This is a genomic window from Streptosporangium sp. NPDC020145, from assembly GCF_040631275.1.
In the GTDB taxonomy this organism is placed as follows: domain Bacteria; phylum Actinomycetota; class Actinomycetes; order Streptosporangiales; family Streptosporangiaceae; genus Streptosporangium.
Genome location: NZ_JBEXZT010000013.1, coordinates 99,068 through 125,582, shown reverse-complemented (window position 1 = coordinate 125,582; position 26,515 = coordinate 99,068). Strand labels below are relative to the sequence as shown.

At 71.2% G+C, this 26,515-nt stretch carries 29 protein-coding genes; 15 read left to right on the top strand and 14 right to left on the bottom strand.

Annotated elements, in window-relative coordinates; genetic code table 11:
• Window positions 1–60: 60 nt before the first annotated feature.
• Together ABZ463_RS23680 and ABZ463_RS23675 are read left to right on the top strand one after the other, a co-directional pair.
• Window positions 61–657: a DUF2087 domain-containing protein gene (locus tag ABZ463_RS23680; RefSeq protein ID WP_352013433.1), complete on the top strand. Its 597-nt coding sequence runs from the start codon at window positions 61–63 to the stop codon at window positions 655–657.
• Window positions 654–1,886, top strand: coding sequence for a hypothetical protein (locus ABZ463_RS23675; protein WP_362778979.1), 1,233 nt, complete (start codon window positions 654–656; stop codon window positions 1,884–1,886). Before ABZ463_RS23680 ends, ABZ463_RS23675 begins: the two co-directional genes overlap by 4 nt.
• Here ABZ463_RS23675 and ABZ463_RS23670 read toward each other — a convergent pair.
• The 10 genes from ABZ463_RS23670 to ABZ463_RS23625 form a co-directional block, all read right to left on the bottom strand.
• Window positions 1,856–3,022: a hypothetical protein gene (locus tag ABZ463_RS23670; RefSeq protein ID WP_362778976.1), complete on the bottom strand. Its 1,167-nt coding sequence runs from the start codon at window positions 3,020–3,022 to the stop codon at window positions 1,856–1,858. The genes ABZ463_RS23675 and ABZ463_RS23670 overlap by 31 nt on opposite strands.
• Window positions 3,019–4,149: a hypothetical protein gene (locus tag ABZ463_RS23665; protein ID WP_362778974.1), complete on the bottom strand. Its 1,131-nt coding sequence runs from the start codon at window positions 4,147–4,149 to the stop codon at window positions 3,019–3,021. Before ABZ463_RS23665 ends, ABZ463_RS23670 begins: the two co-directional genes overlap by 4 nt.
• Window positions 4,146–5,366 (bottom strand): MFS transporter, encoded by a 1,221-nt coding sequence (locus tag ABZ463_RS23660; protein ID WP_352013429.1) that lies wholly within the window; start codon window positions 5,364–5,366, stop codon window positions 4,146–4,148. The genes ABZ463_RS23665 and ABZ463_RS23660 overlap by 4 nt, the downstream gene beginning before the upstream one ends.
• Window positions 5,367–5,377: 11 nt before the next feature.
• The gene (locus ABZ463_RS23655; protein ID WP_362778972.1) at window positions 5,378–6,118 is read right to left on the bottom strand and encodes a class I SAM-dependent methyltransferase; all 741 of its coding nucleotides are present in this window, start codon (window positions 6,116–6,118) and stop codon (window positions 5,378–5,380) included.
• A gap of 3 nt (window positions 6,119–6,121) precedes the next feature.
• A complete protein-coding gene (locus ABZ463_RS23650; RefSeq protein WP_362778970.1) occupies window positions 6,122–7,150 on the bottom strand; it encodes a hypothetical protein in 1,029 nt (342 codons plus the stop codon).
• Between the two features lie 5 nt (window positions 7,151–7,155).
• A complete protein-coding gene (locus tag ABZ463_RS23645; protein ID WP_362778967.1) occupies window positions 7,156–8,139 on the bottom strand; it encodes a TylF/MycF/NovP-related O-methyltransferase in 984 nt (327 codons plus the stop codon).
• Entirely contained in the window at window positions 8,136–9,392 is a 1,257-nt protein-coding gene (locus tag ABZ463_RS23640; protein ID WP_362778965.1) for a hypothetical protein, read from the bottom strand. The genes ABZ463_RS23645 and ABZ463_RS23640 overlap by 4 nt, the downstream gene beginning before the upstream one ends.
• Entirely contained in the window at window positions 9,389–10,465 is a 1,077-nt protein-coding gene (locus ABZ463_RS23635) for a hypothetical protein (RefSeq protein ID WP_362778963.1), read from the bottom strand. Before ABZ463_RS23635 ends, ABZ463_RS23640 begins: the two co-directional genes overlap by 4 nt.
• Window positions 10,466–10,491: 26 nt before the next feature.
• Entirely contained in the window at window positions 10,492–12,069 is a 1,578-nt protein-coding gene (locus ABZ463_RS23630) for a YcaO-like family protein (RefSeq protein ID WP_362778960.1), read from the bottom strand.
• 320 nt (window positions 12,070–12,389) lie between these two features.
• Window positions 12,390–12,512 (bottom strand): hypothetical protein, encoded by a 123-nt coding sequence (locus ABZ463_RS23625; protein ID WP_352013422.1) that lies wholly within the window; start codon window positions 12,510–12,512, stop codon window positions 12,390–12,392.
• Window positions 12,513–12,678: 166 nt separating this feature from the next.
• On the opposite strand from ABZ463_RS23625, the gene ABZ463_RS23620 reads away from it, so the two are divergent.
• A complete protein-coding gene (locus ABZ463_RS23620; RefSeq protein WP_352013421.1) occupies window positions 12,679–13,041 on the top strand; it encodes a hypothetical protein in 363 nt (120 codons plus the stop codon).
• Window positions 13,041–13,784: a hypothetical protein gene (locus ABZ463_RS23615; RefSeq protein ID WP_362778956.1), complete on the top strand. Its 744-nt coding sequence runs from the start codon at window positions 13,041–13,043 to the stop codon at window positions 13,782–13,784. The genes ABZ463_RS23620 and ABZ463_RS23615 overlap by 1 nt, the downstream gene beginning before the upstream one ends.
• Window positions 13,785–13,856: 72 nt before the next feature.
• Here the strand turns inward: ABZ463_RS23615 and ABZ463_RS23610 are convergent, their stop codons facing one another.
• Window positions 13,857–14,621: a methyltransferase domain-containing protein gene (locus tag ABZ463_RS23610; RefSeq protein ID WP_362778954.1), complete on the bottom strand. Its 765-nt coding sequence runs from the start codon at window positions 14,619–14,621 to the stop codon at window positions 13,857–13,859.
• 197 nt (window positions 14,622–14,818) lie between these two features.
• On the opposite strand from ABZ463_RS23610, the gene ABZ463_RS23605 reads away from it, so the two are divergent.
• From ABZ463_RS23605 to ABZ463_RS23590, 4 genes are all read left to right on the top strand, one after another.
• On the top strand, window positions 14,819–15,457 hold the full coding sequence (locus tag ABZ463_RS23605) for a TetR family transcriptional regulator (protein ID WP_362778952.1): 639 nt from the start codon (window positions 14,819–14,821) through the stop codon (window positions 15,455–15,457).
• Window positions 15,458–15,470: 13 nt separating this feature from the next.
• Window positions 15,471–16,292: an NAD(P)H-binding protein gene (locus ABZ463_RS23600; RefSeq protein ID WP_352013417.1), complete on the top strand. Its 822-nt coding sequence runs from the start codon at window positions 15,471–15,473 to the stop codon at window positions 16,290–16,292.
• A 117-nt stretch (window positions 16,293–16,409) separates the two neighbouring features.
• Window positions 16,410–16,847: a hypothetical protein gene (locus tag ABZ463_RS23595; RefSeq protein ID WP_352013416.1), complete on the top strand. Its 438-nt coding sequence runs from the start codon at window positions 16,410–16,412 to the stop codon at window positions 16,845–16,847.
• Between the two features lie 99 nt (window positions 16,848–16,946).
• Window positions 16,947–17,348, top strand: coding sequence for a hypothetical protein (locus ABZ463_RS23590; protein WP_362778948.1), 402 nt, complete (start codon window positions 16,947–16,949; stop codon window positions 17,346–17,348).
• A gap of 1 nt (window position 17,349) precedes the next feature.
• On the opposite strand, the gene ABZ463_RS23585 is transcribed toward ABZ463_RS23590, so the two are convergent.
• From ABZ463_RS23585 to ABZ463_RS23575, 3 genes are all read right to left on the bottom strand, one after another.
• Window positions 17,350–17,817 carry an SRPBCC domain-containing protein gene (locus tag ABZ463_RS23585; RefSeq protein WP_352013414.1) on the bottom strand — a complete coding sequence of 156 codons (468 nt, stop codon included), beginning with the start codon at window positions 17,815–17,817 and terminating at the stop codon, window positions 17,350–17,352.
• Entirely contained in the window at window positions 17,814–18,149 is a 336-nt protein-coding gene (locus ABZ463_RS23580) for a metalloregulator ArsR/SmtB family transcription factor (RefSeq protein ID WP_352013413.1), read from the bottom strand. Before ABZ463_RS23580 ends, ABZ463_RS23585 begins: the two co-directional genes overlap by 4 nt.
• Before the next feature lie 207 nt (window positions 18,150–18,356).
• Window positions 18,357–19,184, bottom strand: a complete 828-nt coding sequence (locus tag ABZ463_RS23575; protein ID WP_352013412.1) for an SDR family NAD(P)-dependent oxidoreductase — start codon at window positions 19,182–19,184, stop codon at window positions 18,357–18,359.
• 96 nt (window positions 19,185–19,280) lie between these two features.
• Between ABZ463_RS23575 and ABZ463_RS23570 the strand changes: the two genes are divergently transcribed.
• The 7 genes from ABZ463_RS23570 (at window position 19,281) to ABZ463_RS23540 (ending at window position 26,364) form a co-directional block, all read left to right on the top strand.
• Window positions 19,281–19,865 (top strand): TetR family transcriptional regulator, encoded by a 585-nt coding sequence (locus ABZ463_RS23570; protein ID WP_362778943.1) that lies wholly within the window; start codon window positions 19,281–19,283, stop codon window positions 19,863–19,865.
• Window positions 19,866–20,862: 997 nt separating this feature from the next.
• Window positions 20,863–22,437 carry a pyridoxal-dependent decarboxylase gene (locus tag ABZ463_RS23565; RefSeq protein ID WP_362778941.1) on the top strand — a complete coding sequence of 525 codons (1,575 nt, stop codon included), beginning with the start codon at window positions 20,863–20,865 and terminating at the stop codon, window positions 22,435–22,437.
• Entirely contained in the window at window positions 22,434–23,975 is a 1,542-nt protein-coding gene (locus tag ABZ463_RS23560; RefSeq protein ID WP_352013409.1) for a hypothetical protein, read from the top strand. The genes ABZ463_RS23565 and ABZ463_RS23560 overlap by 4 nt, the downstream gene beginning before the upstream one ends.
• A gap of 48 nt (window positions 23,976–24,023) precedes the next feature.
• Window positions 24,024–24,515 carry a hypothetical protein gene (locus ABZ463_RS23555; protein ID WP_352013408.1) on the top strand — a complete coding sequence of 164 codons (492 nt, stop codon included), beginning with the start codon at window positions 24,024–24,026 and terminating at the stop codon, window positions 24,513–24,515.
• Between the two features lie 25 nt (window positions 24,516–24,540).
• Entirely contained in the window at window positions 24,541–25,320 is a 780-nt protein-coding gene (locus ABZ463_RS23550; protein WP_352013407.1) for a hypothetical protein, read from the top strand.
• Between the two features lie 40 nt (window positions 25,321–25,360).
• Complete coding sequence (locus ABZ463_RS23545) at window positions 25,361–25,810, top strand: hypothetical protein (protein ID WP_362778937.1); 450 nt, start codon at window positions 25,361–25,363, stop codon at window positions 25,808–25,810.
• Window positions 25,811–25,815: 5 nt separating this feature from the next.
• Window positions 25,816–26,364 carry a hypothetical protein gene (locus tag ABZ463_RS23540; RefSeq protein ID WP_352013405.1) on the top strand — a complete coding sequence of 183 codons (549 nt, stop codon included), beginning with the start codon at window positions 25,816–25,818 and terminating at the stop codon, window positions 26,362–26,364.
• Window positions 26,365–26,515: the final 151 nt, after the last annotated feature.

Here is a 26,515-nt window from a genome sequence, read left to right as displayed (position 1 = left end):
TAACCATTTATGAATCATCTTTCGTTGAAAGATATTCGGCAACTGGTAAACTGTCGACCCATGTCTGCCGCAGCGAAATCGGGGTCCCGCGCCACTTCCGCCATCCTCAGTGACGCCTCTGAAATTCTGCTGGCGTTGTCCAACGACCGGCGGTTGGCCATCGTCAACACGGTCGTGACGATGAACAAGGAGTCCGGTGCGGTGCGGCTGGCGGAGCTGGCCCGCGCTCTGGAGCTGGACGTCAGGAGCCTGTCCCGCGACGTGATGCGACTGGTCGAGGCCGGCGTGCTGCGTCGCGAGGGTGACGCGCTGATCGCCGACATCGCCTCGCTGGGGCGGGTCGGCGACTCGGTGGTGGAGATGACCGCGCTGTGCCAGGCGATCCCACCGGAGTCGCCGCTGCGCCGCTACCTCGCCCACGGCCGCATCGTCGACCTGCCGAAGCGCTCCGAAGACCTCGATGTGATCGCCAGGGTCCTCGCCGGCCTTCTGCCCGAGGACCAGACCCTGACCGAGGGCGAGGTCAACGCGATCCTCTCCCACGCGGGCGACGACGTCGCACGGCTGCGGCGGCTGCTGGCGGATCTCGGCCTCGTCGAGCGGTCCGGATCGGCGGAGTACCGGCGCCCCGCCGCGGCGCCGGCCAGGGCGTTGTGACCGGGCGCACCGCCTCCGTCCCGGTCTTCGACTTCGATCGGCTACCACCGGGCTGGGGGCACGACCCGTGCGTCCTGCGTGGCCTCGACGGCATCGACGCGGTCGACACCTACGGCATCCTGCGCGGCATCGGCACCGCCGTGCGCGCCGGGACCCACCGCCGGCCCGACGACGTCAAGGTCTTCACCGTGCCGCGGGTGGCGGCGGAGCTCGGCGACTGCCTCCCCGGTCCCGGCGAGTCCGAGTTCGGCCCCTACGCGCGACGGGTGTCACAGTCGTTGAACGTCGGCTGGAGCGTGGTGGCCAACTCGGCACAGTCGCACTCCGCCGGCCTGTACCGGTTCGCCCGTGACGTGTTCGTCCGGCTGCGCGGCACCGAGCGCGGACTTCCCGCGGGCGTCTCGGACTGTTTCATCGTCGCCGGCTCGTACGCGTCGGGGCCGACCCGCATCCACAAGGACACCGCCGACGTCTTCCTGTACGTGGCCGAAGGCGTCAAGACGATGTTGCTGTGGCCGTTCGAGACGCTCGTCGGCCACGCGCCGGACGGTTGCGACCCGGAGCACGAGTACGTCGCGCTCGGCATCGGGCCCGAGGCCGTCGGCACGCCGCCGCTGCGGCTGACCGGCGTACCGGGCGACGTGCTCTACTGGCCGGCGTCCTACTGGCACTGCGGCGAGTCCGACGGACGGCCGTCGCTGAGCCTGCATCTCGCGACGCACAACTTCCGCGACATGGGGCCGGTGTGGGCCGGCGCCTTCGCCCGCGCCGGGCTCGGCGCGCCGACACCGCGATGGAGCACCGCGGAACACGAACTGGCCGCGGAAGCGCTGACGTTCGGGCACACCGCCGCCGCGGCCGCCACCTCCGCCGTGCACCAGTGGGGCCTGACGCGGCACAGCACGGCCAACTTCGAGATCCTCCCCGACCTCCCTCAGCGCACACCGCCCGACTGGCGGCGCGCGACGGGCGTGCGCGCGGCGCAGCGTACACCCCTCTCCTGGGCGACCGACGCCGCGGACCAGAGAACGGTGATCGTGGCGGTCAACGGCCGCTCGTTCCGCATCCCGCCGCGACAGCCGTTGGTTTCCCTGCTCACCGCGCTGGGCGACCTGGCCGTGGGCGCGGTCCTGAGCCTCGACGCGTGGCGGGGGAAGGACGGGCTGCCGGCCGACGTGGTCGCGGTGCTCGACGTCGCCTACGCCGCCGGGGCGGTGGACGCCTGCTGAACGTCCGGCCGCACCGGCACGACCAGGGTGGTGGCGAGCGGCTCGGCGTACACGCCGGGCACCGCCGCGTCCACCTCGGTGAAGGTCACATCCCGCAGCGCCGCCGACAGGGCCGTCCACAGATCCACCGGCAGGCCGGAACGTTGCGCCTCTCCGTGCGCGAGCAGCAGGGAGTTCGTCGACGCGAGACGGCGCAGCACCTGGGTCCGTACGATGCGCCTGGCGTCCTCGACCGGGCGTGCCGAGGGACGCGCCGCGTCCGCGTGCGCCGCGTGAATCAGTGACACCACGCGGTCGGCCGTCGCCGCGTCCGGTGCGGCGAGCATGACGAACTCGCCGCGGGCGAGGTCCGTCACGCAGTCCCACAGGTAGCTCACCGCCGCACGGGACCGTATGACGTCGTCAAGCTCCGAGTGGTACGGCCCGAACGCCGCCTGGTTGGCGATGAGGGTCGCGGCGAGCTCCCGTACCGTGCGGACCGGCGGAATCGCACGCCGGACCTGCAGATAGGCCAGATCCGCGCGTGGTGAACCGACCTCAAGCCACGCCGGTGGCCTGCGGGGCCGGTGCAGGCCGAGCGCCGGGTCCTCGCCCGACGCCAGGGTGCCCGGCCCGAGCGCCGCGGTGACGGCCACGCCGACCGGCACAGCCTCCGCGGGCTCCTCAAGCAGCCTCCGGGCGGCGCGCACGACGTCGGCGACGAGCCGCCCGGCGTGGATCCGGTCGGGGATTCCCGGCCGGGCGAAGAGCGTGGCCAGGGTGGCGAGGCGGTGCGACGTTTCGACGGACGCTGCGGCGGCCCGCTCCAGCGCACGCCCGGCCCGCTCGTCGAACACCGGGGCCGCCCGCACGACGTCGTGCAGGCGCGCCGCCTGTTCCCAGACACATGCCGGGTCGAGCTCCGGCATCGTCACGTCCACGCCGATGACGCGGCCGTGGTCGACGAGCGGGGCGGCCTCACCGAGGCGGGCGCCGAAGGTCCAGACCCGTGGGAGGGTCAGCGCGTCGTGGACGAGCTGGACCACGGGCTCGTCCGGTGGGGGGCCGTCTGCGCGCAGGTGCAGACGTGGCTGTGGGTCGCCGGTGTGCACGTATCGCACGCTGCGGTCGCCGTCGCGGCGCTCCCAGGCCGTCACCGCCGCGACCCGGCGTACGCGCGGAAGTCCGCGTGCGGGCTTTCGGCGAGCAGCTCGGCGAAGTCCCGCATCGTGTCCGTGGACGCCTCGCGGACCGCGTGCCGTACCGCGTCGTGACCGGTCGCCGGGCCGATCAGGTCGATCGCGTCGATGGCGGCCTGGTCGGCGGCCTCGATCCGGGTCGCGTCGGTGGTGGCGCGCACCGCGTCGAACTGTGCCAGGTCGCCGCGCAGCAACGGAAGCAGGTGATCGTGGACGAGATCCGGAGCGGGTCCGTCCGCCAGACCGGCGGCGACCGCGAACAGGTGGCCGCCGCGCACCGCCGCCGCGCCGAACGGGGAGACGACCCGTCCCGACACCCACCGCAGCCCGGCCGGTGGCGGGCATCGCTCGATCAGGCCGATGGCGAGCCAGGCCGCCGCCGCGACGTCCACGGTGGGCGGAAGAAGCCAGGCGGTGGCGCTCGCCTCGACGTCGTCGGTGGCGACGGTCCAGCCGCCGGCCAGTGCCGGCGCCGACGCCGGCGCCGTTCCGTCCTGGTCAGGCGGTACGGCGAAGGCGGCCAGCAGGTCCTCGGGCGACGGCAGGGGCGACGCCTGCGGTCCCGCGACGCACACGGCGAGGCGGCGCCCGGTCAGGAAGGAGGTGATGTCGTCGAACCGCAGGCCGTCGGTGTCGACGGCGACAGGATCGAAGCCGGGGTCGCCGCGCAACGCCCGGGCGATGTCGCGGCGCGGAAACCCGAAGACCCGCCGTTCCCGTCCGGTGCGCCGCTCCAGCGCGATGAGCCTCAGCGAGGCCGCGACGCGCGGCGCCATCGCGTCGGGCAGGGCGGCGCGGCAGCGCAACAGCCGTTGCGCCAGGGCGGGGACGACCACCGGAACCTCCTCCGGCGGGCACACGTGGTGCAGCACGACGGCGTGCTCACGGGTCTCCCCCCACTCGACGGTCGGCGCGTCGAGCTCATGCGCGAACCACACGTGTTCGAAGAGGTGGGCGAGGCCCGCACCGGACACCGGGTCGTCGAGGTAACCGCGGGCCACCACCACGCAGATCGCGCTGTACGGGCTGTCGGGGACCACGCGCACCGCGGCGCCGACGTCACCGCGGCGCGAGGAGGAGATCAATTGAGATCTCCCGGGAGCGCGGCGGCGCCGTCCTGCGGCACGGTCGCGCGCCGGGCGGCCATGAGCACGAGGCCGACGGCGGCCGCCGCGACCGTGACCGCGCCGGAGACGATGAACGTGGCGCGGGGGTTGCCCGCGGCGAAGACACCGCCGAGCACGAAACCGACCAGGAAGAACGAGTTGACGATCGAACCCGCCGCGGCGTGCGCGCGGCCCAGCAGCTCGTTCGGGGTGCGGATCTGCACCGCCGTACGCATGCCCATGTTCTGGTAGGCGTTGGCCGCGCCCGCCGCGAGCGCCGCGACGACCGCGAGCACGACGGCGTTGACGAGTCCGTACGCGAGGATCGCCACGCCCATGGCGGCGGCGCCGACCAGCACGACACGTTCGGGAGTCCGGAACTCGCGACGGGATCCGAGGGCCGCGCCGACCAGGGCGCCGACGCCCCACGCCGCGGTCAGCACACCCAGGGCCGTGGCTCCCGAGTGTAGGGGGCCCTTGACGAGGAACACCAGCGCCACGTTGACCATCGAGCTGGCCGAAACGGTGATGACCACGATGGGCAGGATGGTGCGCAGGTCGCTCTGGCGGGCTAGGAACCTGATGCCGTCGGTCGCGCCCGTCCACCACACCCGACCGTCGTCGTCGACCGGGCGGCGCACCTTGATGAGCACGATCGCGGCCGCGGCGAGGGCGAAGGACACGGCGTCGACCAGCAGCGCCGGACGGAGCCCGATGCTCGCCACCAGCACACCACCGACGACCGGCCCGGCGAGCGTGGACGCCGAGCGGCTGACCTCTAGCAGCCCGTTCGCCCGGGTCGGGAAGGCCTCGCCGGCCAGCAGCGGGATCAGCACGATCGCCGCCGGAGTGGAAACGGCCGCGCACAGGCCGACCAGCGTCGAGCCGCCGAGCAGGACGGCCGTGTTCGGCCAGGCGCTCATGGCCAGCACGACGACGGCCTGAATTCCGGACACCAGGGCGAGCATCCGCCCGGCGTCACGCCGGTCGAGCAGCTGGCCGGCCAGCGGCGCGAGCAGTACGGCGGGCACCAGTTGCAGCACCAGCAGCGCGGCGACGAGGAAGGACCGCCCGGTCTCGGCGAGGTGGAACATGACCGCGATGGCGGCGATCTCGTCGCCGACGGCCGAGACGAACACCGCGACGAGGAAGACAGCGGCGGCGCCTCGGCGGACCTGAGTGACATCGGTGGACATGGTGGTGTGGTTCATCCCTTGCGGCCGGTGAGAATGTAGTCGGCGTCGGTGCCGTGGGCGTGCAGCGTGTCGAGCCCCGCGTCCGCGAACATCTCGGCGAGCGCGGCGATCGGGCGCAACCGCCGCAGCTGTGTCCCGTGTTGTGTCCGCCGTACGGTTCCGTCGGGGCCGACGATCCGGATGACCCGTTCGATCCGCAGGCACCGGCCGTCGGCGTCGGGCGTCCGTCGCTCCTCGACCTGCGCGAGTGTGGCCTCGGCGACCGGCACGTCGGGGCGCCGGATCCAGCCGGTGCCGTCGCGCAGCGCGTCCTCACCGGCCGAACCGGCGAGCGCGAGGACGCCGCCGGGCTTGAGCGCGGCGGCGTAGCTGCGCACCGCGGTCATGGCGAGGGCGTCGTCCACGATGAAGCTGAACGCGTTGAGCGGGCAGAAGATCACCGCGTACCCGCGCAGCGACGCGTCGAGCGGCGCGAAGCTGCCGCGATGCACCACCGGGCGCAGCCCGAGGCGGCCCGCCTCGGTGACGCACACGTCGGTCATCTCGTCGGAGATCTCCAGCCCCTCGACGTCGTGCCCGGCGGCGAGCAGGCGCAGCATCAGGCGTCCGGTGCCGCTGCCCAGCTCCAGGGCCGGGCCGTCGGCGCCGGCGACCAGTTGGGTGAACACGTCGTCCTCGACAAAGCGTTGGTCGGCGATGGCGTTGGCGTACACGGTCCCGAGGAGGCCATCGTAGAAGCTCGTCGTCGTCATGGCTCAGATCCGGAACGCGTTGTCGGGCAGCCGTGCCGCCGCCGCGTCGGGTGTCCACCGCGCGTACCGCCGGTGCACCGCGTCGAGATGCCCCCGGTACAGGTCGATCATCTGCCGCAGGATGACGAACAGATGCTCAACGACGGCCGGTGTGAGGTGACGCTCCTCCGACAGCAGCAACGCGGGCAGCCCGGCGTGGTCGCCCTCGACGTCGTCGTCCTCGTGCGCGCGGAACACCTTGATCAGGCGGTCCGGCACGCCGTGGTCGCGGGCGAGCAGGTCCAGCACGTCGTCGCCCGACCGCGTCCCGCCGGACCGCGGCGCCGGAACCTCGGGCAGGACGAGCGCGGCCGCGAACTGCGCCACGCCCTGCCAGGCGAAGGCGCCGTAGGCGTGGCTGTAGGCCATCGTCTCGACGGCCTCCGGAGCCCGGCGCAGGACGTCGACGTCGAGACCGGCGAAGGCGAAGCCGCTCAGCAGCAGCTCGCCGTGGCCGGACTCCGAGTCGCGGAAATCCTCCAGCGCCGCGCGCTGGGCGCCGGTCATGTCGTGCCGGAACACCGGCTCGCTGGACCAGCGGGCGCTCCGCACGACGAAGTAGGTCTCCACGAGGAATCCGAGCGCGAGCCCCGGGTTCGGGCCCTCGGCCAGGGCGCGCAGCAGGGGCGCGTCGCGGACCGCGGCCGGGAACCGGCGGCGGAACACGTCGAGCAGCCTGCACGCCACGTACGTCCCGGGCACGTGCTCCTGCCGGGCGGCGTCGGGGTCGACCAGCAGGCCGGTGCTGAACAGCCGCTGGACGGCCGCGCGCGCCTCACGTTCGCCGCATCCGAGCCAGCCGCCCACCTCGGACAGCAGTTGCTGCGGCGGCACGCCGTGCGCCAGCCGCGTGAGGTCCGGGGTTTCGGCGGTGCGCGCAGGGAACTCGGCGCGGTACGTGCCGTCCTCGATGCGCACCACGCCGTCGTCGACGGTCAGGGACGCGCGGTCGCTGAACCGCGGGCGTACCGCGAAATCAATGACGTCTGGCATCGGTCCTACCTTTCAGCGGGTTTCACGAAGACACGGCCCTGGGTGTCGATGCGGTGCAGCAGCACCCGATGGTCCAGCCCGGCGAGGTACTCATCGGTGGCTCGCGTGGCGCCGCTCAACTTGCCGTAGTCGTCGACGATGACCACCCCGTGGGGTACCACTCTCGGGTACAGCTCACGCAGCTCGTGCAGGGTCGACTCGTACTGGTCCGTGTCCAGGCGCAGCAGCGCGATGCGGTCCGGCGCGTGCCCGGGGACGGTGTCCTGGACGAACCCGGTCACACAGTGCACACGCTCGCCCGGGTACCCCGCCGTGGTGATCCGTTTGTGGATCTCGGCGGCGGAGGTGCCGGATGACATGTGCTCCGGCGTCGCGGCCTCGGCGCCGGTCGTCCGCTCCTCCGCCCCGACCATGCCGTCGTGCCCGCCGGCCGGTTCCCAGGCCCAGTCGAAGGTGTCGAACAGGTACAGGTCGCGGTCCTCGACGTGGTGGTTGAGCAGGGCCAGCGCGGCCAGCAGCATGCTGCCGCCCCGCCAGACGCCGCACTCCACCACGGCGCCCGGGATGGCGTTGCCGGCGATGTGTCCCACCGCCGACCACAGGGCGTACTGCGCGGCGGCCGAGGTGAGGGTGAGGTCCTCACACTGCCGGGCGGCTTGGAGGAAGTCGTGGTCGTGGTCGAGGTCGGGAGCGGCGGACACGACCTTCGCGATTTCGGCGTGTACGTCACGCAGGGCGACGCCCGGTTCGTCGGCCACGACACGGGCCCCGCGCAGATGCCCGAGCAGGGCGGCGGCCGAGTGCCGGTCGAGCCCGGTCAGAGGGGCGAGCGCCTCGGGCAGGTCCTGCGCCGCCGTGCCGCGCGCGATCTCCGCCAGCACGACGAGGACACCCGGATCGACCTGCCAGAGGGTGAACGGCCGGTCGACGTGGCCGAGGACGAGCCGGCCGTCCTTGACGGCCACGAACGCCCCGTCTGTCAGCTTCATGACGTCGTCCTTTCCTGGTCCAGTGCGCCGCGCCGGACCAGTTCCCGCATGAGCGTCGCGGCTTCGGCGAGGCCCGGCGGGCCACCGGAGGCGCGCATCGTCTCGCTCCATCCGGCGAGGGTCCGCGTCGTACCCGGCTCCAGCGTGGCCAGGAATCCGTCGAGCCATCCGCCGCCGCGCACACGCATGACGTGCCCGTTGGCCGCCAGATAGGTCGTGTCGTCGACGGCCAGCGTCGCCACGGCCGACACGTCCGGGACCGTGAGCAGGTCGGCGGCCGCGAGGCCGGGGCACGGCCGCGGCGGCGGCACCACCTCGAAGTTCGACGCGGTCCTGCGCCGCAACCGGCTGAGGCGCGTCTGCAGGTCCAGGCCGGTGCCTTCGAGGACGCGGGTCAGGGCCTTGCGCACGGCCGCCTCGACGGCGTCGGCCCGGTCGGTGCCCTCCTCCCCCGGTGTGCCGCCCAGGAACCGGGCGACGCCCAGGTCTGCCTCGGCCTGCTTGCGCAGCCGCCGCAGCATCGTGGCGAGCCGGTCGTCCCACTGGTAGTACGCCATGTGCAGGGACACCGTCGCCTCCCCGTCGGAGGTCGCGCAGTGCCAGCGGTCCGACGGCCAGTACATGACGGTGCCCGCGCCGCCCTCGACCACGGTGGCCGTGTCGCGATGGTCCTCGACGCGCACCGACGCGGGCAGGTTCACCTGACGCTGGGTCGCCTCGGCACCCGCGACGTGGCCGAACACCTCGAAGGGCCATGTGTAGTAGCGCTTGGTGCCGCTGATGACGTGGGTGAAGACGCCTGCGGTGTCCTTGTGGATCAGTGTCGGCGCGGTGCCGTACGCGGAGGCGATGAGGTGGCAGTCGACCCCACCGGCCGCCTCCGAACCGGTCGCGGCGATGACGGCGTCGGCCTGGCGGCGCAGGACGCGCCAGAAGTCCCAGTCGAACTGCTGGAGCGAGTTGACGGTCAACGCGAAGGACCGCACCCGACCGCGGAGACGGTCGGCGTATCCGGCGAAGCCGCTGTCCAGCCCGCGGCCGGGCAGGTACGGGTCGAGCTGGGTGGGGTTGACGATGTTGTCGTCGGTGAAGAGCCGTACGTCCTGCGGGTCGGGCAGCCTCGTACGGGTGGCGGCGGCGGTGCACGCGAGTGTGAACAGCCGCTCCTCGGTGAAGGCACCGGTGTCCCAGGGCGGGTCGATCACGCCGGGCCCGCTCTCCCACAACGTGGTGATGTCCGGTCGCCCGCTCATCGCAGCGACCGCCGGGCGTGCTCGACGTAGGGGGCGACGCGGGGGTCCCGGGCGCTGAGCGACTCGCCGTGGTCGCGGACGAACCGGTCGGGATCGGTGACGCCCTCGTCCTTGAGGAAGGCGGCCAGCTCTCCGCCCTCTGCGCCCGCCCACAGCAGGCCGGCCAGCAGCTGCGCGTCGACACCGGGGGCGAACACACGGGAGAAGATCTTCCGGCGGCGGAACTCGGGCACCGTCGGGGCGAGTCTGGCGAGGTCGTCGTCGGCGCGGGCCGCGGCGGCCCGTTCCAGCAGCGCCGACACCTCGTCGGGCGGGTTGTCGCTCAGCTCGTCGAGCACGTGGATGAGATGGATCGGGTCCACCACGGTCATCGCCTGTTCCAGCGTTCGCAGGTACAGCCGCCGGTTCGCGCGGCGCAGCATGCCGAGCCCGTCGATCCATCGCTGGACGTTGGACGTGCGGTGGAAGGCGGCGGGCAGGTATCCGATGCCGGGACCGACGAACTCGTGCGGCCGATGCGCGGGGCCACCCGCCTCGGGTTGGGCGGGCGCGCGTCGCACCGCCACCGTCACCGACGGCTTCTCGATCCAGTAGAGCTCGTGGACGAGGGTCGGCAGGATCGGCGAGACCGACGCGGCGCGCATCATGGTGCGGCTGGTCGCCGACAGTGTCGCGGACGTGACACCGTCACCGAGCGCGTCGAGTGCGGAGAAGTCGTACTCAAGGTGGACACGGCGGCCGCTGAGCGCCAGGAACGCGCCGGACGACACGTGCTTGTGCAGGGTGGAGGAGTTCTGCAGCCAGTACAGTACGTCGACCCGGATCGTCTCGGTCCTGACCACGGTGATGCAGGCGTTGCCGAAGTAGTTCTCCCATGACTGGTCCGGCCAGCCTCGCGGGTCCGCCAGCAGTTCCGCGAGGAGCAGGCCCGGGTCCACCCGGGCGAGTGCCGTCGAGCCCGCGAGGGCGGCGGCCAGCGCGTGCGCAGAACGGTCGTCGTCGGCCGTTTCCGTCTGTTCCTCGACGGCGGTCAGAGCGTCCTGAAGTTCACGGAACGCGTCGATGGTGCTCACTTCGGCTCCTTGTCGTCGTCGGCCGGTCAGGTCGGTATGCCGTGCCGCCACGGCGCGTCGGTGGGCAACCGGGCCCCGCCGCGGCTGGCCGAGGCGTACGGCACGGTCGCCGCCCCCGGTACCAGCACCCGCACCACGGTCCAGTCGGGGCCGCGCAGCGGCAGCCGGACAACGATCGGTCCGCGGTCCGCGGCGGCGAGTCGGCGCACCAGGTGCTCCAGCTGTCCGGGCGCGTCGTGGTACGGCATCTCGGGTACGGCGTGCGGGCGCTGGGAGTCCAGGTACCGGCGGCACTCGTCGATGACGGACGGCCGCCGCCACCGCGCGTGCACGGTGCTCGTCGCGGCGCCCGCGCGATGCGCGCGCACGCCCTCGTGGTACACCTGGCAGAGCTCCAGCATCGCCGAGTCGACGGCCTCGTCGAACGTCAGGCCGGATCCGCTGGAGCGCACGAGCAGCCCGGCGTGCGGATCGTGGTGGAAGGCGTGCACGTCGGGCATGAGGTATTCCCGGTTCGGCCAGTGCAGGACCCAGAGGTCGCCGCGGAAGGCGCCGGTCAGGCGGAGGCGGCGCAGGGAGGCCGCGGTGTCCAGCCGGTACGCGGGCCGCAGCCCGGTGAAGTGGTGGTAGAGGCTGTCGCGCTCAAGCACCTCGCGCAGGCCGCGCAGGGTCGCGTCCGCGACATCCGGTGCCGCCGCGAGACCGGTCGTGCCGCCGTAGGTGGGCCGGTCGGCGCCGACGTAGGGGAACGTGACCAGGGCCTTGGGCACCGCGACGGTGGTGTGGTCGGTCAGATCCGTGCCGTCGACGTAGTCGGCCGTGGGCGCCGGGCCGCGGTCCCAGGCGTCGCCGTACGGATGGAACTGCGCCAGGTCGACCCTGCGTGACGTCTTGGCCGCCGGTGGCAGGCTCCAGTTGGCCTCGTAGGCCGTGTAGCGTTCGACGGCCTCCCCTACCGCGCCGGTCACCGCGGCCTGTGGATCGGTTCCCTTGCCGCTGTTTCCCTCCAGGTGGTCCTGACCGGAGGCGGGGGTCCGGCAGGTGGCGATGTGGCTGCCCGCGACCGCTCCTGGCCCGCTCTTCAGCCCGCGCACCATCCCGAACGTCCACGCCTGTGTGTCCGGCACGTCGCGGAACGCGGCACGGCGCAGGGCGGCGGGGGTGGCGAAGGAGACCCGCCTCCCGGAGTCGGCGAGGACGGCGTCGTCCGCGGTGTGGCGGGTCGCGGCCAGCACGGCGCGGACCAGGCCGTCCGGATCGGCGCGCAACCGCCACAGCGTCGTGGAGGGCCGGTCGTGCAGGCCGAGTTCGGCGAGCCGGTGCTCGAAGGCCCAGCGCCGGTCCGGCCCCGGCCCGGACAGCGGCCCGGACAGCGGCTCGGGGCCGGTCACGTACAGGCCCTCGAAGGACTCGCCCACGCGCAGGAGCCGGCCCGCGCGCAGCGTGCGGGCCAGTGCGTCGTGGTCGGCCTGGCGATGCGTGACGATCAGGACGAGCGTCTCGGGGAGCGACGGACGCCCGACCACCCACCGGGCCTGACCGGCGGCGGTCAGACGGCGGGCCAGCGCGGCGCACGCGCGGGCCGGCACGCCGGCGCCGCGCACGAGCACTCCCGTCACCGGTGCGCCGGGCCCGGAAACGTCCGGGCCGAAATCTCCCGTTTCCAAATCGCCGGAAAGCGCGAGAGGCTCGATGAAACCCGCTTCCACCGCATTGTCCGCACCCATGGCCTGCGCAATTGTGGACGCATCGATCATATCGGTCGCAAGGCGGACCAATGAAAGTTTCGGCCCCAGGAGGAATGCACTCGCCCCCTGGGCGGCGGTGACCACCCAAGGGGCGAGACCATAGGCGAAATCGCTGCTTTCGGACGCCACAGAACGTGATCCAGAGGCAGCCGGATACGAATTCGCCATGCGCGACGTCAGTAGGACTTCGGCTGCAGAATGATCGGGTTGCTGTCGAGTTCCATCATTTCGACAGTGAACTGGACATGCTCCTCGCCTGCGGCGGGGAGCTCAGACTCGGAAGCCAGGTTCTCAGCCATGCGTACCTCTTTCGAGGGTCGACGACGATTCTGACAAAAGTTAACAGGCACAGACAACATAATCAATGGTGCGGGTGGCGGGAATGGACGGCCGCTGTTATGGTCGGATTTCGGCGGCGGCAAATCAAGCGCCCGGACGTTGACATGTCTTCTGAGGGGTCGTTGCATGGTCACTCACGCCGGCGTGCCGGATCTCTGGGCATTGGACCGGATCGAAGAGGTCGCGTCGCCCTATCACGACTGGGTGCCGCAGGATGAGCCGGTCCTGTCCGAGAACGTCGTGCTGAGGGCCGAAACCGACGGCGTCGAGATCGTCCGCGCCGGGACCGTCGCCGGCCGGATCCGGGGCGTGTCGTGGTCGGCCGCGTTCGCCGAGCACCTCGCCGCGCGGCCGCCACTCACCGCGGGCGACCTGGCACGGAGACTGTCCATCCCCTTCCCCCAGCTGGCCGAAGCGCTCATGACACTGGAACGGTTCGGCGTCGTACGCACCGCGCTGGCCGAACGCTGCTCCCGGGGAGGTGCCTGATGGATGCCGATCCGTTCGCGCCGCGGGTCTTCGACGACGTGCTGCCCCCGGCACTGCTCGAAGCGCTCAGCGCCGCGGCCGCCGCGTTGCCCAACCGCACGCTGTCCTTCTGGACCGGCCTCGACGCGCCCGGGCCACCGCTCATCGCGGCCGTCCTGCGCCACCTGAAGGCACTGGTCGGGCTCCCGCAGCTCGACCGGCCCGGCGCCGGGGTCGAGTGGTGGGTCCGCCGAGCCCCCGCCTACCACTTCCAACCCTGGCACGTGGACAAGGACGAGGCGCTGTTCATGCGCGACGGCGTCGTCCGGCCGCCGACGGCAGCCAGCGTCTTCTACCTCGGCGACGCGGGCGGTGCGACCATCTTCTCCTCCCAGGTCTGCGACCAGGAGGGCACGGCCCTCCTCCCGCGCCGCCTCGAACGCGCGTGGACCATCGCGCCACGCCGCAACCGGTTCGTGGTCGCCCGGGGCGACGCCGTCCACGCGGTGCTGCCCAGCCGCGACCACGCGCAGCGGGTCCGCACCAGCGTGCCGATCAACTGGTGGTCAGCTCCGATGGTCGGCAACGAGCGGCTGGCGACCGAGGCCTCCGACCACGAGGCCCTGGCACGGCTGACCGACGCGCCGGTGCCGGCTGAGCCGTCGAAACCGGTGCGGGTGCCGCTGCGCACGTGGTACGCCGCGGATCTTCCCCGCCCGGTCGAGCAGCGCTGGCCCGCGTGGAAGGCCGAGTCCCAGGCCTGAACGGCCCGCCGTGCCCAGAAGCCGTCGCCGGCGAAGGCGGAGGTTCCGTGGAACGAATCCCGTTCCACGAGGTCATGGACGCCCGACGACGAGCTTGAGGGAGCCGAGGAATTCGGGCTGCTCACGCAGGTGGCCGAAGCGCTCGTCCCAGGCGCCGCTTTCGAGGTCGCGCCGCAGCCGATCGACGGTACGGGCCTGAACGGCGTCGTCGACGAAGCCCCACGCCGACTGCGAAGCCCGGACCTCGGCGTCGAGGAAGCGTTCGGGGCGGGCGTAGTAGGCCTCGGCGAAACCGTCGACGCAGTCGAACGGGATCGCGACCGGCAGCACCTCGGCACGGCTCCCGATGTGGGAGGCGATCAGGTCGATCGGCGGGTAACGCCGGTGCTCCACGGCGATGATCTCGGGGGCGTACTCGGCGAGCCAGTACAGGCCGAGAAGGTCGCGGTCGAAGGTCAGGACGACGACCGGGCCCCGGCTGACCCGGCGCAGCTCGCGCAGGCCCTGCCCGAGGTCGCTCCACTGGTGGACGGTGACGGTGGCCATGGCCGCGTCGAAGGCGCCGTCGTCGAAGGGCAGCCGCTCGGCCGCGGCGTTCACCGCGGGGGCCAGGTGGCGGGGCCGCTGGGCGCGCATCATGGCCGACGGCTCGACCGCCACGACGTGCCGGTCCTGCGGCTCGTAGGAGCCGGCGCCCGCGCCGACGTTGACGACGGTCCTGGCCTGCCCGAGCGCGGCGTGGACGTGGGCGGCGATACGGGGGTCAGTACGGCGCTGCCCGGCGTAGCCGTGGCCGTGACGCTCGTAGTCGAAGTCCCCGGCGGGAATGGTGGTCAAGAGACCTCCTGTGAGGAGCGGGTGACGACGGCCCGGACGGAGCACGGCCCCTGACACGCCCCGGGGGGGTGATTTCGCCACGTGAGGACCGGCGGCCGGGCACTCTCTTCGAGGAGCATCGCATCCGCCGCCCCGCCGCCGCACGGCGGCCCCGGAGAAGTCCTCGTTCAATCAAATGGTTGACTATCGTGATCCACATGGCCTCGTCGAGGAAGCCCTCTCCGGACGGGCGCGCGCGGACGGCGGAGGAGACACGAGAACGCCTCCTCGCCGCGGCCGTCGCCGAGTTCGGCGCCAAGGGCTACGCCGGAGCCCGTACGGCGTGCATCGCCGCGCGGGCCGGGGTCAACCAGCAACTCATCTCCTACCACTTCGGCGGCAAGCAGGGGCTGCTCGACGAGCTCCGGCGCCGGAGGGAGGAGATCCAGGCGACGATCGTCCCGCCGGGGGCCTCGTTCGCCGGACGGATCCGCGCCTACCTCGACGCGACGTTCGACCGGCCCGACTGGGCCAGGTTCGTGGCCTGGCAGGCGCTGGGCGACTGCCCGTTCGCCGACGCCGAGGAGGAACGCCTGCGGGCGGAACAGCAGCGGGAGAAGACGGTCGCGGCGGTGGCCGAGGCCAGAAGACGGCAGGAGAACGGTGAGGTCCGCGCCGGGATCGACCCGGCGTTCGCGCTCCTGGCCGCCTACGCGATCACGCTCGCGCCCGTCACGATGCCGCAGCTCGTCGAGGACGTCCTCGGTGGCGACCCGCTGTCACCGCAGACCCGGCGGATCCTTCGCACCCAGCTCGTCAGGCTGCTCACCGATGAGCAGACCGAGGAAGACGAATAGGAGAACCCACACGATGGTCACCGTTGTCTTCGGCGCCAGGGGAAGTGTCGGCCGCCACGTCGCCGCGGGTCTGGCCGCGTTGGACGTGCCGGTCCGGCTGACGAGCAGAACCCCGGACGACTCCCACGTGGCGGCGGATCTGGACGCGCCGCACACCCTGCCCGCCGCGCTGGAGGGCGCCTCGCAGGTCTTCCTCTACGCCAGGTCAGAGGGCGTCGACGGGTTCGTGACGGCCGCGCGTTCGGCCGGGGTGCGGCACGTGGTGCTGCTCTCCTCCGCCGCGGTCGTGCAACCCGGTTCCGCCCACAACCCGATAGCGCGCGAGCACCGGGCCGTGGAGTCGGCCCTTGAGGAGTCCGGGATCTCGTGGACCTTCGTCCGCCCGGGGATGTTCGCGACCAACACCCGCTGGTGGTGGACGGAGCCGATCAAGAAGGGCGAGGCCGTGCGGCTGCCGTACCCGGACTCGATGATCGCCCCGGTCGGTGAACGGGACATGGCGGCGGTCGCGGTACGGGCGCTGACCGAGCAGGGGCACGGGCGGCAGGCCTACACGCTGTACGGCCCGCAGGCGCTCACCCTGCGCGAACAGGTCGGGCACATCGGCGCGGCCATCGGCAGGGAGATCCCGGTCGAGGTGGTGACGCCCGAGGAGGCGCGGGCCGATCTGAGCGAGAAGATCCCCCGGATGGGGGTCGAGGCGATCATGCGTGCCTGGGAGGCGGGCACCAGGGCCGTCCCGGAGACCTCGATCATCGTCGAGAGACTCACCGGGAGGCCCGCCCAGACGTTCGCCGAGTGGGCCCGCGAGCACGCCGACGACTTCCGTCCTTGACGGGGCCGACGGGGCGGGGCGTCGGTCGCGGTGTGAACGTCCTCGGCGCCGACGGTCATGGACCGGTTCTGTGAGCCGTTGTTCACTGAGCGCACCGGCCTCACGAGAGGAACAACGATGCACTGGACGCGAATGGCGGCGATCGCCGCGTTGAGCGTGGCGGCAGCGATTCCGGCGACACCGGCGGGAGCCGTCACCGGCCCGCCCCCGGCCGGGGCCTCCGGCGCCCTGGCCTACCCCACCGCCAACGTGTGGGTCAGCCCCACAAGCTGGAGCGGTGACTGCTCACGCGGGCACACCTTCACCTTCACCGGCCAGATCTCGGTGCTGCTCACCCCGGAAACGGTCCGTTACCGCTGGATCCGCAGCGACAACGCCTCCGCTCCGATACAGGAGGTGTACTTCGGCCTCGGCCAGACGACCAGGTCGGTCAGCACGACCTGGCTGATCGGCGCGCCGGGGACCCACTCGGAGGCGATCGAGATCCTCTCCCCCACCCATTCCTATTCCAACTGGGCGTCCTTCAACCTGCGGTGCACGAACACGCCCGGGTGACACCCCGCTGAGAGAACGTCCCGGCTGGGATCGGCGGACGGCGGCCACTACGGTCGGAGCGCGAGGCCCCCGTACATCCGATCCCGCTGGAGGTCTCCCATGGCTCGCACCGGACAGCAACGGCTGGCGCGGCGCCTGGGAGCGGCCGACGCGGTGGTCGTCGGCCTGGGGTCGATGATCGGCGCCGGTGTCTTCGCCGCCTCGCCCCGGCGGCGCGGGCGGCCGGAGCAGGCGCACGCGGTGGCGGTCGCGGCCGTGGCGGTCCTGGCCGGTACGGCGGACCTGCGCGGCGCGATCGGCTTCTCCTCCTTCGGAGTGCCGGTCTACTACGCCATCGCCAACGTCAGCGCCTGGACCCTCGGCCCGGCACAGGGACGTCCGCCACGACCGATTCCTCTTGTCGGCCTGGCCGGATGCCTCGTCCTCGCCGGTTGCGCGGTGCTGGCCGCGGGGGCCGTCGTGTACGGCCTGCGCAGAACACTCGCTCCTCGTTCCCCGTGACTCACCGGGCGTCCTGGGGCGCGCGCCGCAGGAACGTCTCGATCCGGTCGAGCGCGCCCGCCCACGCCTCCCTGGCGAAGAAGTCACGGGTCTCCTCGGTCGGGAAGCCGGACTGGACGACGGTCATCAGGGTCTGGCCGTCCGGCTGCTCGGCGAAGGTGACCTCGACGTGCGTCGTCAGGGTCGCGCCGTCGGGCGAGCTGCCGGTCACCTCCGACACCAGCCGGTTCGGACGCTCGACCACCAGGAAGGTCTGCCGTTCGCGGAACAGGTTGTCCTCGTCCGGCCCCCACGCGGCGGTCTGCACGCCGCCGACGCGCAGGTCCACCTCGATCTCGACGACACCGGGGCGCTCGTCGAGGATGGAGAACCAGATCTTCTGCTTGTCCGCGTCGGTGTAGGCGTCGAAGACCTCCTCGGGGGTGGCGGGGAGCACCCGGGTGATCCGGAGCTGGGAGGCGTCGTTCATCGCTCGGTGCCTTTCCTCAGGGTGAAATAGATGTCCAGGCCGTCCATGCGGCGTTCCCAGAGCCGCTGGTAGCGGCCGATCCAGGCCGTCACGTCGGTGAGGCGCTCCGGTCCGAGGCGGCACTGCCGTACTCTGCCGACCTTCTCGGTGGCGACCAGGCCCGCCTCTTCGAGGACCTTGACGTGTTTGGCCAGCCCGGTGACCGTGATCCCCGCGCGTTCGGCCAGTTCGGAGACCGTGGCGGGTCCCTCGCCGAGCCGGACGAGGATGTCGCGGCGCGTCCCGTCGGAGAGCGCCGCGAACACCTGGTCGAGAACCTCTCGCTGAACCATGTGGTTCACCATACCATCGGTGAACCACATGGTTCAACGTCTGGCGCGGAACACGCCTCGTACATCCGGGCCGGCGGTTCATCAGCCGCCGCCCCTCCGGGCGCCAACCTGTCCCGAGGGTGCCGCGACCGCTTCAGCAGGCAGGTCGCCACGGCGTCGCCGCCGGTCACGAGACCACTCCCGTTTCCCGGTACGCCGGCCGTATGGCTAGAGGTTCAGCAGGTGAGCGGTCAGGTCGTACAGGCGGCGGGCGGCGTCCGGGTCGAGCGAGGGCAGCGCGGGATCGAGCGGGCGGCGGCGGTCGTAGGCCAGCAGCCCGCCTCCGCCCGGCGGGTCGTCCATCAGCTCGATGATCGGCGCGATGGCCTTCTCGACCGGCTGGGCGGCGATCCTGGCCAGCAGTTTGACGGCCGCCCTGGCCGGCTGCCCGAGGCTGTCGGTGCCGCTGTCGGTGAAGCCCGGATGGTGCAGCAGATAGCGGACGCGGCCGTCCGGGTGGTTGGCGGCGTAGGCGGCACCCAGGAGGTCCGTGGCCCGCCCGCCCTGCAGCAGGGCCCTGATTCCGCCGTAGCCACGCCGGAGCGACAGGTCGTCCCAGTGGACCCGTCCCTTGGTGATACCGACCCCGCAGACGTTCACGATCATCGGGTTCTCGCCGCGTTCGAGCAGGCCGGTCAGGCCGTAGGCGAGCAGGAAGCGGCTGACGTAGTAGAGGGCGAAGGTGGACTCGTAGCCGTCGGCGGTCTCGGTCCTCCGGGGGAAGTGACGGATCGCGGTGGACACCAGACCGTCCAGTGCGTCGTACCGCTCCCCGACCTCCTTGATCACCCGGGCGTTCTCCGCGACCGAGGTCAGGTCGGCCCGCAGGAAGGTCGCCCGTTCTCCCGCGCCCAGCCCGGCGGCCTCTTCGAGGAGACGCCGCCCCCTGGCCGGATCGCTGCCCACGGCCGTCACCCGGTCGCCCCGGCGCAGGAAGTGTAAGGCCAGTCCTCTCCCCATCCCACTCGTTCCCCCCGCAACCACATATGTCCGCATATTTCCCCCTTTAAGTCATCGAACGCTGACTTGAGGGAACGTAGCACGGGCCCCACGTAGAATGTCAACGGTCGATGACACAGGGAGGGGCCCGCGTTGCGGAAGAGAGACAGGGAGGCCACCCGGGCACGTCTGCTGGAGGCCGCCAGACTGCGTTTCGCCCGCGACGGCTACGACGCCACCAGCGTCCGTGACATCGCCGGAGACTCCGACGTCGACGCCACCCTGATCTTCCGCTACTTCGGCTCGAAGAAGCGGCTCTTCGAGGAGGCCACCGCCGCCGACCTCGCCGCCGACCTGCTCGACGGGCCGAACGAGGAACTGGTCGCCCGCATGGTGCGCACGGTCGTCGACCAGGACTGGACGGAGTACGGCGGCGAGCACCCCCTGGTCGCCCTGCTGCGCTCCTCCGCCCACGAGGACACCCGGCGGCACCTCCGCGAGGAGGTCTGCCACACCTACGTCAACGCCCTGCGGAACCTGGCCGAGGGCGACGACGCCGAGTTGCGGGCCGAACTGCTCAGCGCCTGGCTGGTCGGCATCGGCATCCTGCGCTCGGTCGTGGCCACCCCCGCCCTGGCCAGGGCGCGGACCGCCGACCTGGCCCCGCACGTCGCGGCCGTCGCCACGGGCCTGCTGGGCCGTCCCATGTCCGGAGCCGTGGACCGGCCGGAGGCCTGACGCGGGCCCATCGCCGGTCCCGGCGCAGGACCTCCTCGCGCGAAACGGGGAGAGCGGGCCTGAAATCCCCGGCAGCGGTGAAGGCCTGCGCGACGGACGCCGCCGGCATGACGTCCCCGTAGGGCACGCCGGGCACCCGGACCGGCTCGCGTTCCAGAGGCTCCCGGTGCCCGGGCGGCAGGGCGCGTGAGATCGGCGATCACGGCTCGCCGCGTCCGGTGAAACGGCACCGTCCGGCCCAAGGTGGCACGCGCAGGATGCCGTTGACATGACACCACCCAGAAACATAAGAAGTGTCCACTTTTATGACCGACACGCCGAAGAAGGCTGACATGTAGCCCACTTAAGGCTTCTAGCGTGTTTCGGGAAAGCTGCCGCATACAGGAGAAACGTCCCGTTGAAAGAGCGGGCCACCAAGGGTGTGGATTTCAAAACCCGAGCTTGATCAAGGTTCGCGAGAAAAACTCACATTTACCGAACGGTAATAACTTACAGAACATTATCCCGCCTCGGTCACAATGTGTAACCGCACCATCCGCGCCTATCGCTCGACTTGCATCACTCCCGCCATTAATGATTAGGTCTGCTGCATGAAGGGCGTGCCAACGTGTGCGGCGGACGGAATTCGGGACGGATTGCTTTTGCGCCGGCTACAGGACCTCACCAGGTCCTGAGAACCGGCGGAACCGCCGGACCGACCAGCACCGATCGAACGGGTGAAACAGGGGAAAGCGAAAGTTTTTCGGGTTCTCCCATGCCGTCGATTGGGGTTCTCCCTCCGCGTTGGACCGTTCTACCCCCCGGGACGGACCTGCGAAGACATGAATGACTCCGCGCGCCCTCGGGCACCGGAGTTCCTTTGCTGCTCGATGCACCACCGTAGAAAACGCATTTTCCGCGAGAATCCCACGCGTCCGAAGAAGAGTTCGAGCCGCCATTTTCGAATTCCTATCGAGATGTAAGAGTTCTCGACGCCGGATCATTTGGAGCATCATTCGTGACGAGTTCACTTTCCGATGTCCAGAGTTCCTTTCCCGAGCCGACGACCGGTGAGGACCTCTGGCACTCCGCATCGGGCCTCACCGCGGCCTTCGACCCGGGACGTTTCCACGAAGGCGCTCTGGACATCGTCGACCGCCTGACGGCCTATCTGGGCGACCGGTCGGTCCGAGGACTCGACCTCATCGACCCGGAGGTGCTGCTCAAGGCCGCACGGGGACTGATGACCCCCGAACGGCAGCGCGTCGCCGACTTCGACGCCGACCGGGTGAAGCAGATCGTCGACCTGTACACCGAGACTGGGATCCCGGTCCACTCCCCCGGCTACATGGGGCGGCAGTTCTCCGGCGTGGTGCCGCTGGCCGGTCTCATTGACCTGGTCGGCTCGGTGGTCAACCAGCCCTCCTCCTTCTACGAGGCCGGGCAGCTCCCCAACGTCGCCGAGCGGCTCATGGCCGAGGAGCTCAACCGGTTCATCGGCTGGGACCGCGACCGGTTCGCCATGGTGACGACGTCGGGGGGCTCCCTGGCCAACCTGACCGCGCTGCTGGCCGCCCGCAACCACGCCTTCCCGCAGATCTGGACGCGCGGCGCCGGTGGCGCGCCGGGCCTGCCGGCCATCGCGATCAGCGAGGAGGCCCACTACAGCGTGACCCGGGCGGCCGGGGTGCTGGGCATCGGTGAAGGACAGATCATCCGGCTGCCGGTCGACCAGGCGGGACGAATCCGCCCCGACCTGGCGGGGTCGGTGCTGGACGAGGCGAAACGACGCGGCCTGCGGCCGTTCTGCCTGGTGGTCTCGGCCGGAACCACGTCGCTCGGCGCCTTCGACCCGCTGGAGGACCTCGCCGCCCTGGCGCGCCGCCACGGGCTCTGGCTCCACGTGGACGGGGCGCACGGGGCGAGCCTGCTGCTGTCGGAACAGCACCGGGACAAGCTGCGCGGCATCGAACTGGCCGACTCCCTGACCTGGGACGCCCACAAGATGCTGTTCATGCCGGCGCCGTGCACGCTGCTGTTCTACCGGGACCGTACGGCGGCGCGCGGAGCGTTCCAGCAGCGCGCCAGCTATGTCTTCGACGAGGAACCGGACATATACAGCGCCTACGACAGCGCGGACAAGAACTTCGAGTGCACCAAGCGCCCGATGATCATGCCGCTCTGGACGGTCTGGTCGGTCTACGGCCCGGCGCTGTTCGAGCAGAAGATCGACCGGCTGTGCGAGGTGACCCGGCAGGCGCACCGGATGATCGCCGCCGAGCCGGACTTCGCCGTGACCCACGAGCCGGAGTCCAACATCCTGTGCTTCCGGTATCTGCCGGACGGGATGGAACCGGCGGCCGCGCACCGGTTGCAGCTGGAGATCCGCAACCGGATACGGGGCGGCGGGCGCTTCTTCATCTCCAAGGTCGACATCCAGGGGACGGCGGCGCTGCGGGTGGTGGTGATGAACCACCTGATCGACGCCGATCACCTGGCCATGCTCATCGCCGAGATCAGGGACATCGGGCAACGGGTGCTGCGCGCGAGCGCCACGGCCCGGCACGACCAGCGGAACGGGAGTCAATCATGACAATTACGGATTTTGACATCGCCGCCTCGGCGCGGCTGGCGGCACAGCTGATCCCCGAGGAGGAGCTACGGCCCCGCTCGGTCGACGACGTCACCCGGCTGACGTCGTTCGCGGAGAGGCTGGACGAGTGCGGGCGGCTCACCGGCGTCCCGTACTGCGAGTCCCCGCTCGACCTGCAGAACGCCCTGGTGTTCCGCCGCCTGCAGCAGCTCGTCGGCATCAGCCTGCTCAACCCGCTGTGGCGCGAGCGGCTGCACTACTTCGGCATCCGCGACGTCCCCGCCGACATGACCGAGTGGGAGCGGATCCCCCTGTCGGACAAGATCGTGCAGCGGGACATGTTCATGGGCCCGCGGGCCGGGATGGTCGTGCCGCTCGACCGGGGCGGGTTCGAGGTCGTGGCCAGCGGCGGCACCGGCGACGGCACGCCCCTGGAGATCGTGTACTCCCTGCGGGAGCTGCGCGACACCTACCGCATCTCCGGGGCGTTCATGGGCGCCTACCAGCTCAACCGCTACCTGCGCGGTCCCGCGCCGCGCTGGCTGTTCACCACCCTGGCCGACTACCAGATGTGGAGCAGCGGGACCATGGTCGGCGGCGTCCTGGCGAGCGTCCCCGGGGTCAACTACATCGGCGCGGGACCGGTCAGCGCGCCGGTGCTGGAGCACATGTTCTCCTACCCCGGCCACAAGGCCCTGATGGGCATCACCGCCGGCATCGCGCTCCTGCCCGAACTGGGCGCGGGCCTGTCCCCGCAGGCCAGGGCCGACTTCCGGGTCGCCATGTACGGCAGCGGCTCCCTGCCGCAGCGCAAGCGTGACGAGCTGCAGGCGTTCTTCCCCAACGTGTCGATCCTCAGCTACTTCGCCGCGACCCAGGCCGAGTGCATCGGGCTCCAGCTCGACCACACCTCGCCCGCGCTGTCCGCCGTACCCGGGCTGCACCTGGTGGAGATCGTGGACGAGCACGGCCGCGCCGTCGCCGAGGGCGAGGAGGGCGAGCTGGTCGTCACCCGGCTGCACGCCGACGAGGCGCCGCTGCTGCGTCTCAAGCTCGGGGACCGGATGATCCGCCGACCCGCCCTGGACGGCCCCGGGCTGCGCACCGAGAGGTTCGAGTTCGCCGGACGCACCGCCGACGTGCTGCACCTCAACGACAGCCAGTACTCGGCGACGCTGGCCTACGCGGCCCTGCGCACGCGGCTGCGCTCGGCGACCGGCGTCGACCTGGACCTGATCGCGCACGAGCTCCAGTTCCACAACCACCGTGAGGACCGGACCCTCACCCTGCTCGCGGCGGTGGACGACCCCGACGGTACGACCGCGGCCGTCGAGCGGGCGCTGGGCGCGAGCGGGACGCGGCGGCTGTTCCTCCAGGCGCTGCCCGCCTCCCTGTCGCTCTTCAACGACCGGGAGGCCAACGCGGCTGCCATCGAGCAGACCGGCTACGGCTTCCGCCTGGCGTTCGTACCGCCCGCGTCGCCGCAGATCGAACGGACCACCGTCGGCAAGACGCCCCTGGTCAGAGACCGGGGCTGAGCGCCTGGCCGTCCAGGTGCCCGAATGACACCCGACACGGGAGGACAGATGAAGGAAAAGGTCAACATCGTCGTGATGGTCGACGCCGTCGGGGCGTTGTCCGACCGGACGCTGCACAACGGCAATCTCTCGCTGGTCGACGACAGTACGGCCGGGAGTCAGCACCAGGGGACTCCCGACCTCGTCACGGCGGTGGTCCCGGGACAGGTCGTCCACTGGACGCCCATCCACGTGGACGTGCAGACCCCGGTCGAGATCCAGTCCATCGAGTTCCTGTCCGGCGCGGTCGCCCCGCTCCCGGACGAAACGACCGGTCAGGCCGCGCAGCCGTACCCGGTGGAGTCCGCCGTCGTGCCCGCCCTGGGCGTCGACGCCACGGCCTCCAACGGGCACGACAACCACGACCTGCTGGTGTGGGAGGGCGTCGTGCCCTACGACATGGTGCCCGGTGTGCCCTACCGGTACCGGCTCTCCCTCAAGCTCCACGAAGGACCCAACAGCGTGCTGTACGTCGACTCACCCGCGCTGCTGCGCGTGTGAACCCTGTTCCGCGAAAGGCGGTCTCATGGCCCAGCAACACGGGATCATCGTGCTCTTCGATGTCGAGAACGCGCTGAAGACGCGCTCGCTCGACGGGAACACGTACTGGTTCGACAACATGAAGTTCATCGGTTCCACCGGAGTGGGAACCGAACAGCTTGAAACGATCGTGCCCGGCACCTACTTCCTCGACGGGTCGCAGGCGACCGAGCAGGTGCTGAACTGGCTGCCCGCGGCGCTGGGGGCGATCCCCCCGACGGTGCCGCGCAACTACCTGGCCGAGCAGGAGCGCGCCGACGACCGGCGCACGCTGGAGGAGCTCGCCGCGCTCAGCGGCGAGGGCGGCGTGAGCGAGGCCGACCTCAAGCGGCTGCAGCAGCGGGTCGGCAAGCGGGCAGGCCGGCAAAGCGGGCGCGGGCTCACCGCGGCCAAGCTGCTGGACGTCACCGGCAAGACCACCAGCGGCGCCGACGCCTACAACTACCCGGCCCCGGTGATCACCGACATCACCGGCCCGGCCGTCACCGAGAAGATCATCTACCCGGCCCAGTACGGCTCGCCCGACATGGTCTACGACGGCTGGTACTGGGCCGCGACCGTGGACACGAGCAGGCCCGGCGTCTACTCGTACACCGTGCACGTCCAGCTGCACGAGCTGGTCGAGCGCAACGACGAGCTGGTCTGGGAGTCCGTCGACCTGACCTGCACGTCAAGCCTGAAGATCATCAGCGATCCGAAGCGCAACGGGTTCACCGGCGCCGGACTGGGCGTGCTTCCGCTGCCGCCCGTCCCGGCCGCCGGCTGACCCGGACCGAGCCGGAACGTCTTCGAAACGGAGGAGCCGCATGCCCCCGAGAACCAGACAGTCCCAGCGCCGGCCCGCCCGGCCCGTGACGATCACCGCGGTGGTCGACCCCGTGGCCGCGCTCGCGTCGGAGAACCTGGACGACAACCTCTACCTCTACGACACCAACAGGGCCGCCGGGTCGACCGGGTTCGGCACCCCCGGGCTGCGCAGCCTGGTGCACAAGGGTGACACCCTGTTGTGGAACGTGCTCCCGCTTGAGTGCGAGACCTACGTGTCCCTCACCGACATCGAGATCGACCCGCGGATCGTCGAGCCCGTGCGGAAGGTGTACCCCGGAACCGACATCGTGTTCTGGACCGCCGAGGTCAAGCAGGACATCACCGAACCGGTCCCCTACCGGCTCTCCTTCCTGCTCGGCACCGTCAGCACGCCGTTCACTCCGACCGCCAGGCCCGTCCTGGCCGGTCCCGCCCCAGAGGGAAGGTAAGGCCGATGACCCAGGCGTACGCGGCCACGGACTTCGCCGACCGCGGCCAGCTCAACTCCGTCCAGCTGAACGTGGTGACCCTCGTCGACATGGAGAGGGCCGCCGCGACGAAGTCCCTGGACGGCTGCCTCTACATGATGGACAACAGCGTCGGCGGCGTCGGCCAGGGTGGTGACCACCTGGAGACCATCTGCAAGCAGGGCCAGGTGATCAACTGGATCATCCGCCCGATCGACATGCACCGCCGTCCCGACGGCACCTGGCCCCCGATGCCAAAGATCAACAACCTGGTCTTCCTCGACGTCGAGAAGGGTGACGAGGACGACGTCGCCGAACGCCGGATCATGACCGAGCTGAAGGTCTACGGCGGTCCCGACCGGATGCGCGACGAGTACACCGCCGTCTACTACTACTGGGCCGGGGCGGTGATGAGCGACGCCAAGCCGGGGCTCTACCGCTACCGGTTCGTCCTGGAGCTGGAGAAGGAACACGGCACCGACAAGCTGTACCTGAACTCGGTCAACTACCCCGCCCTGCGGGTGCTGCCCGTCTGACGGCCCTCCGGGACCGTGAGACCGTGCCGGCCCCGGCCGGCACGGAGCATCGGGGGTGCGCCCTCGGCGGGGGCGCGCCCTTCGAGCCCGGGCGGACTCATCCCCAGACCGCCCGGGCGGCTCCTCCACAACGGCGTGGCGGAGCCGGAGA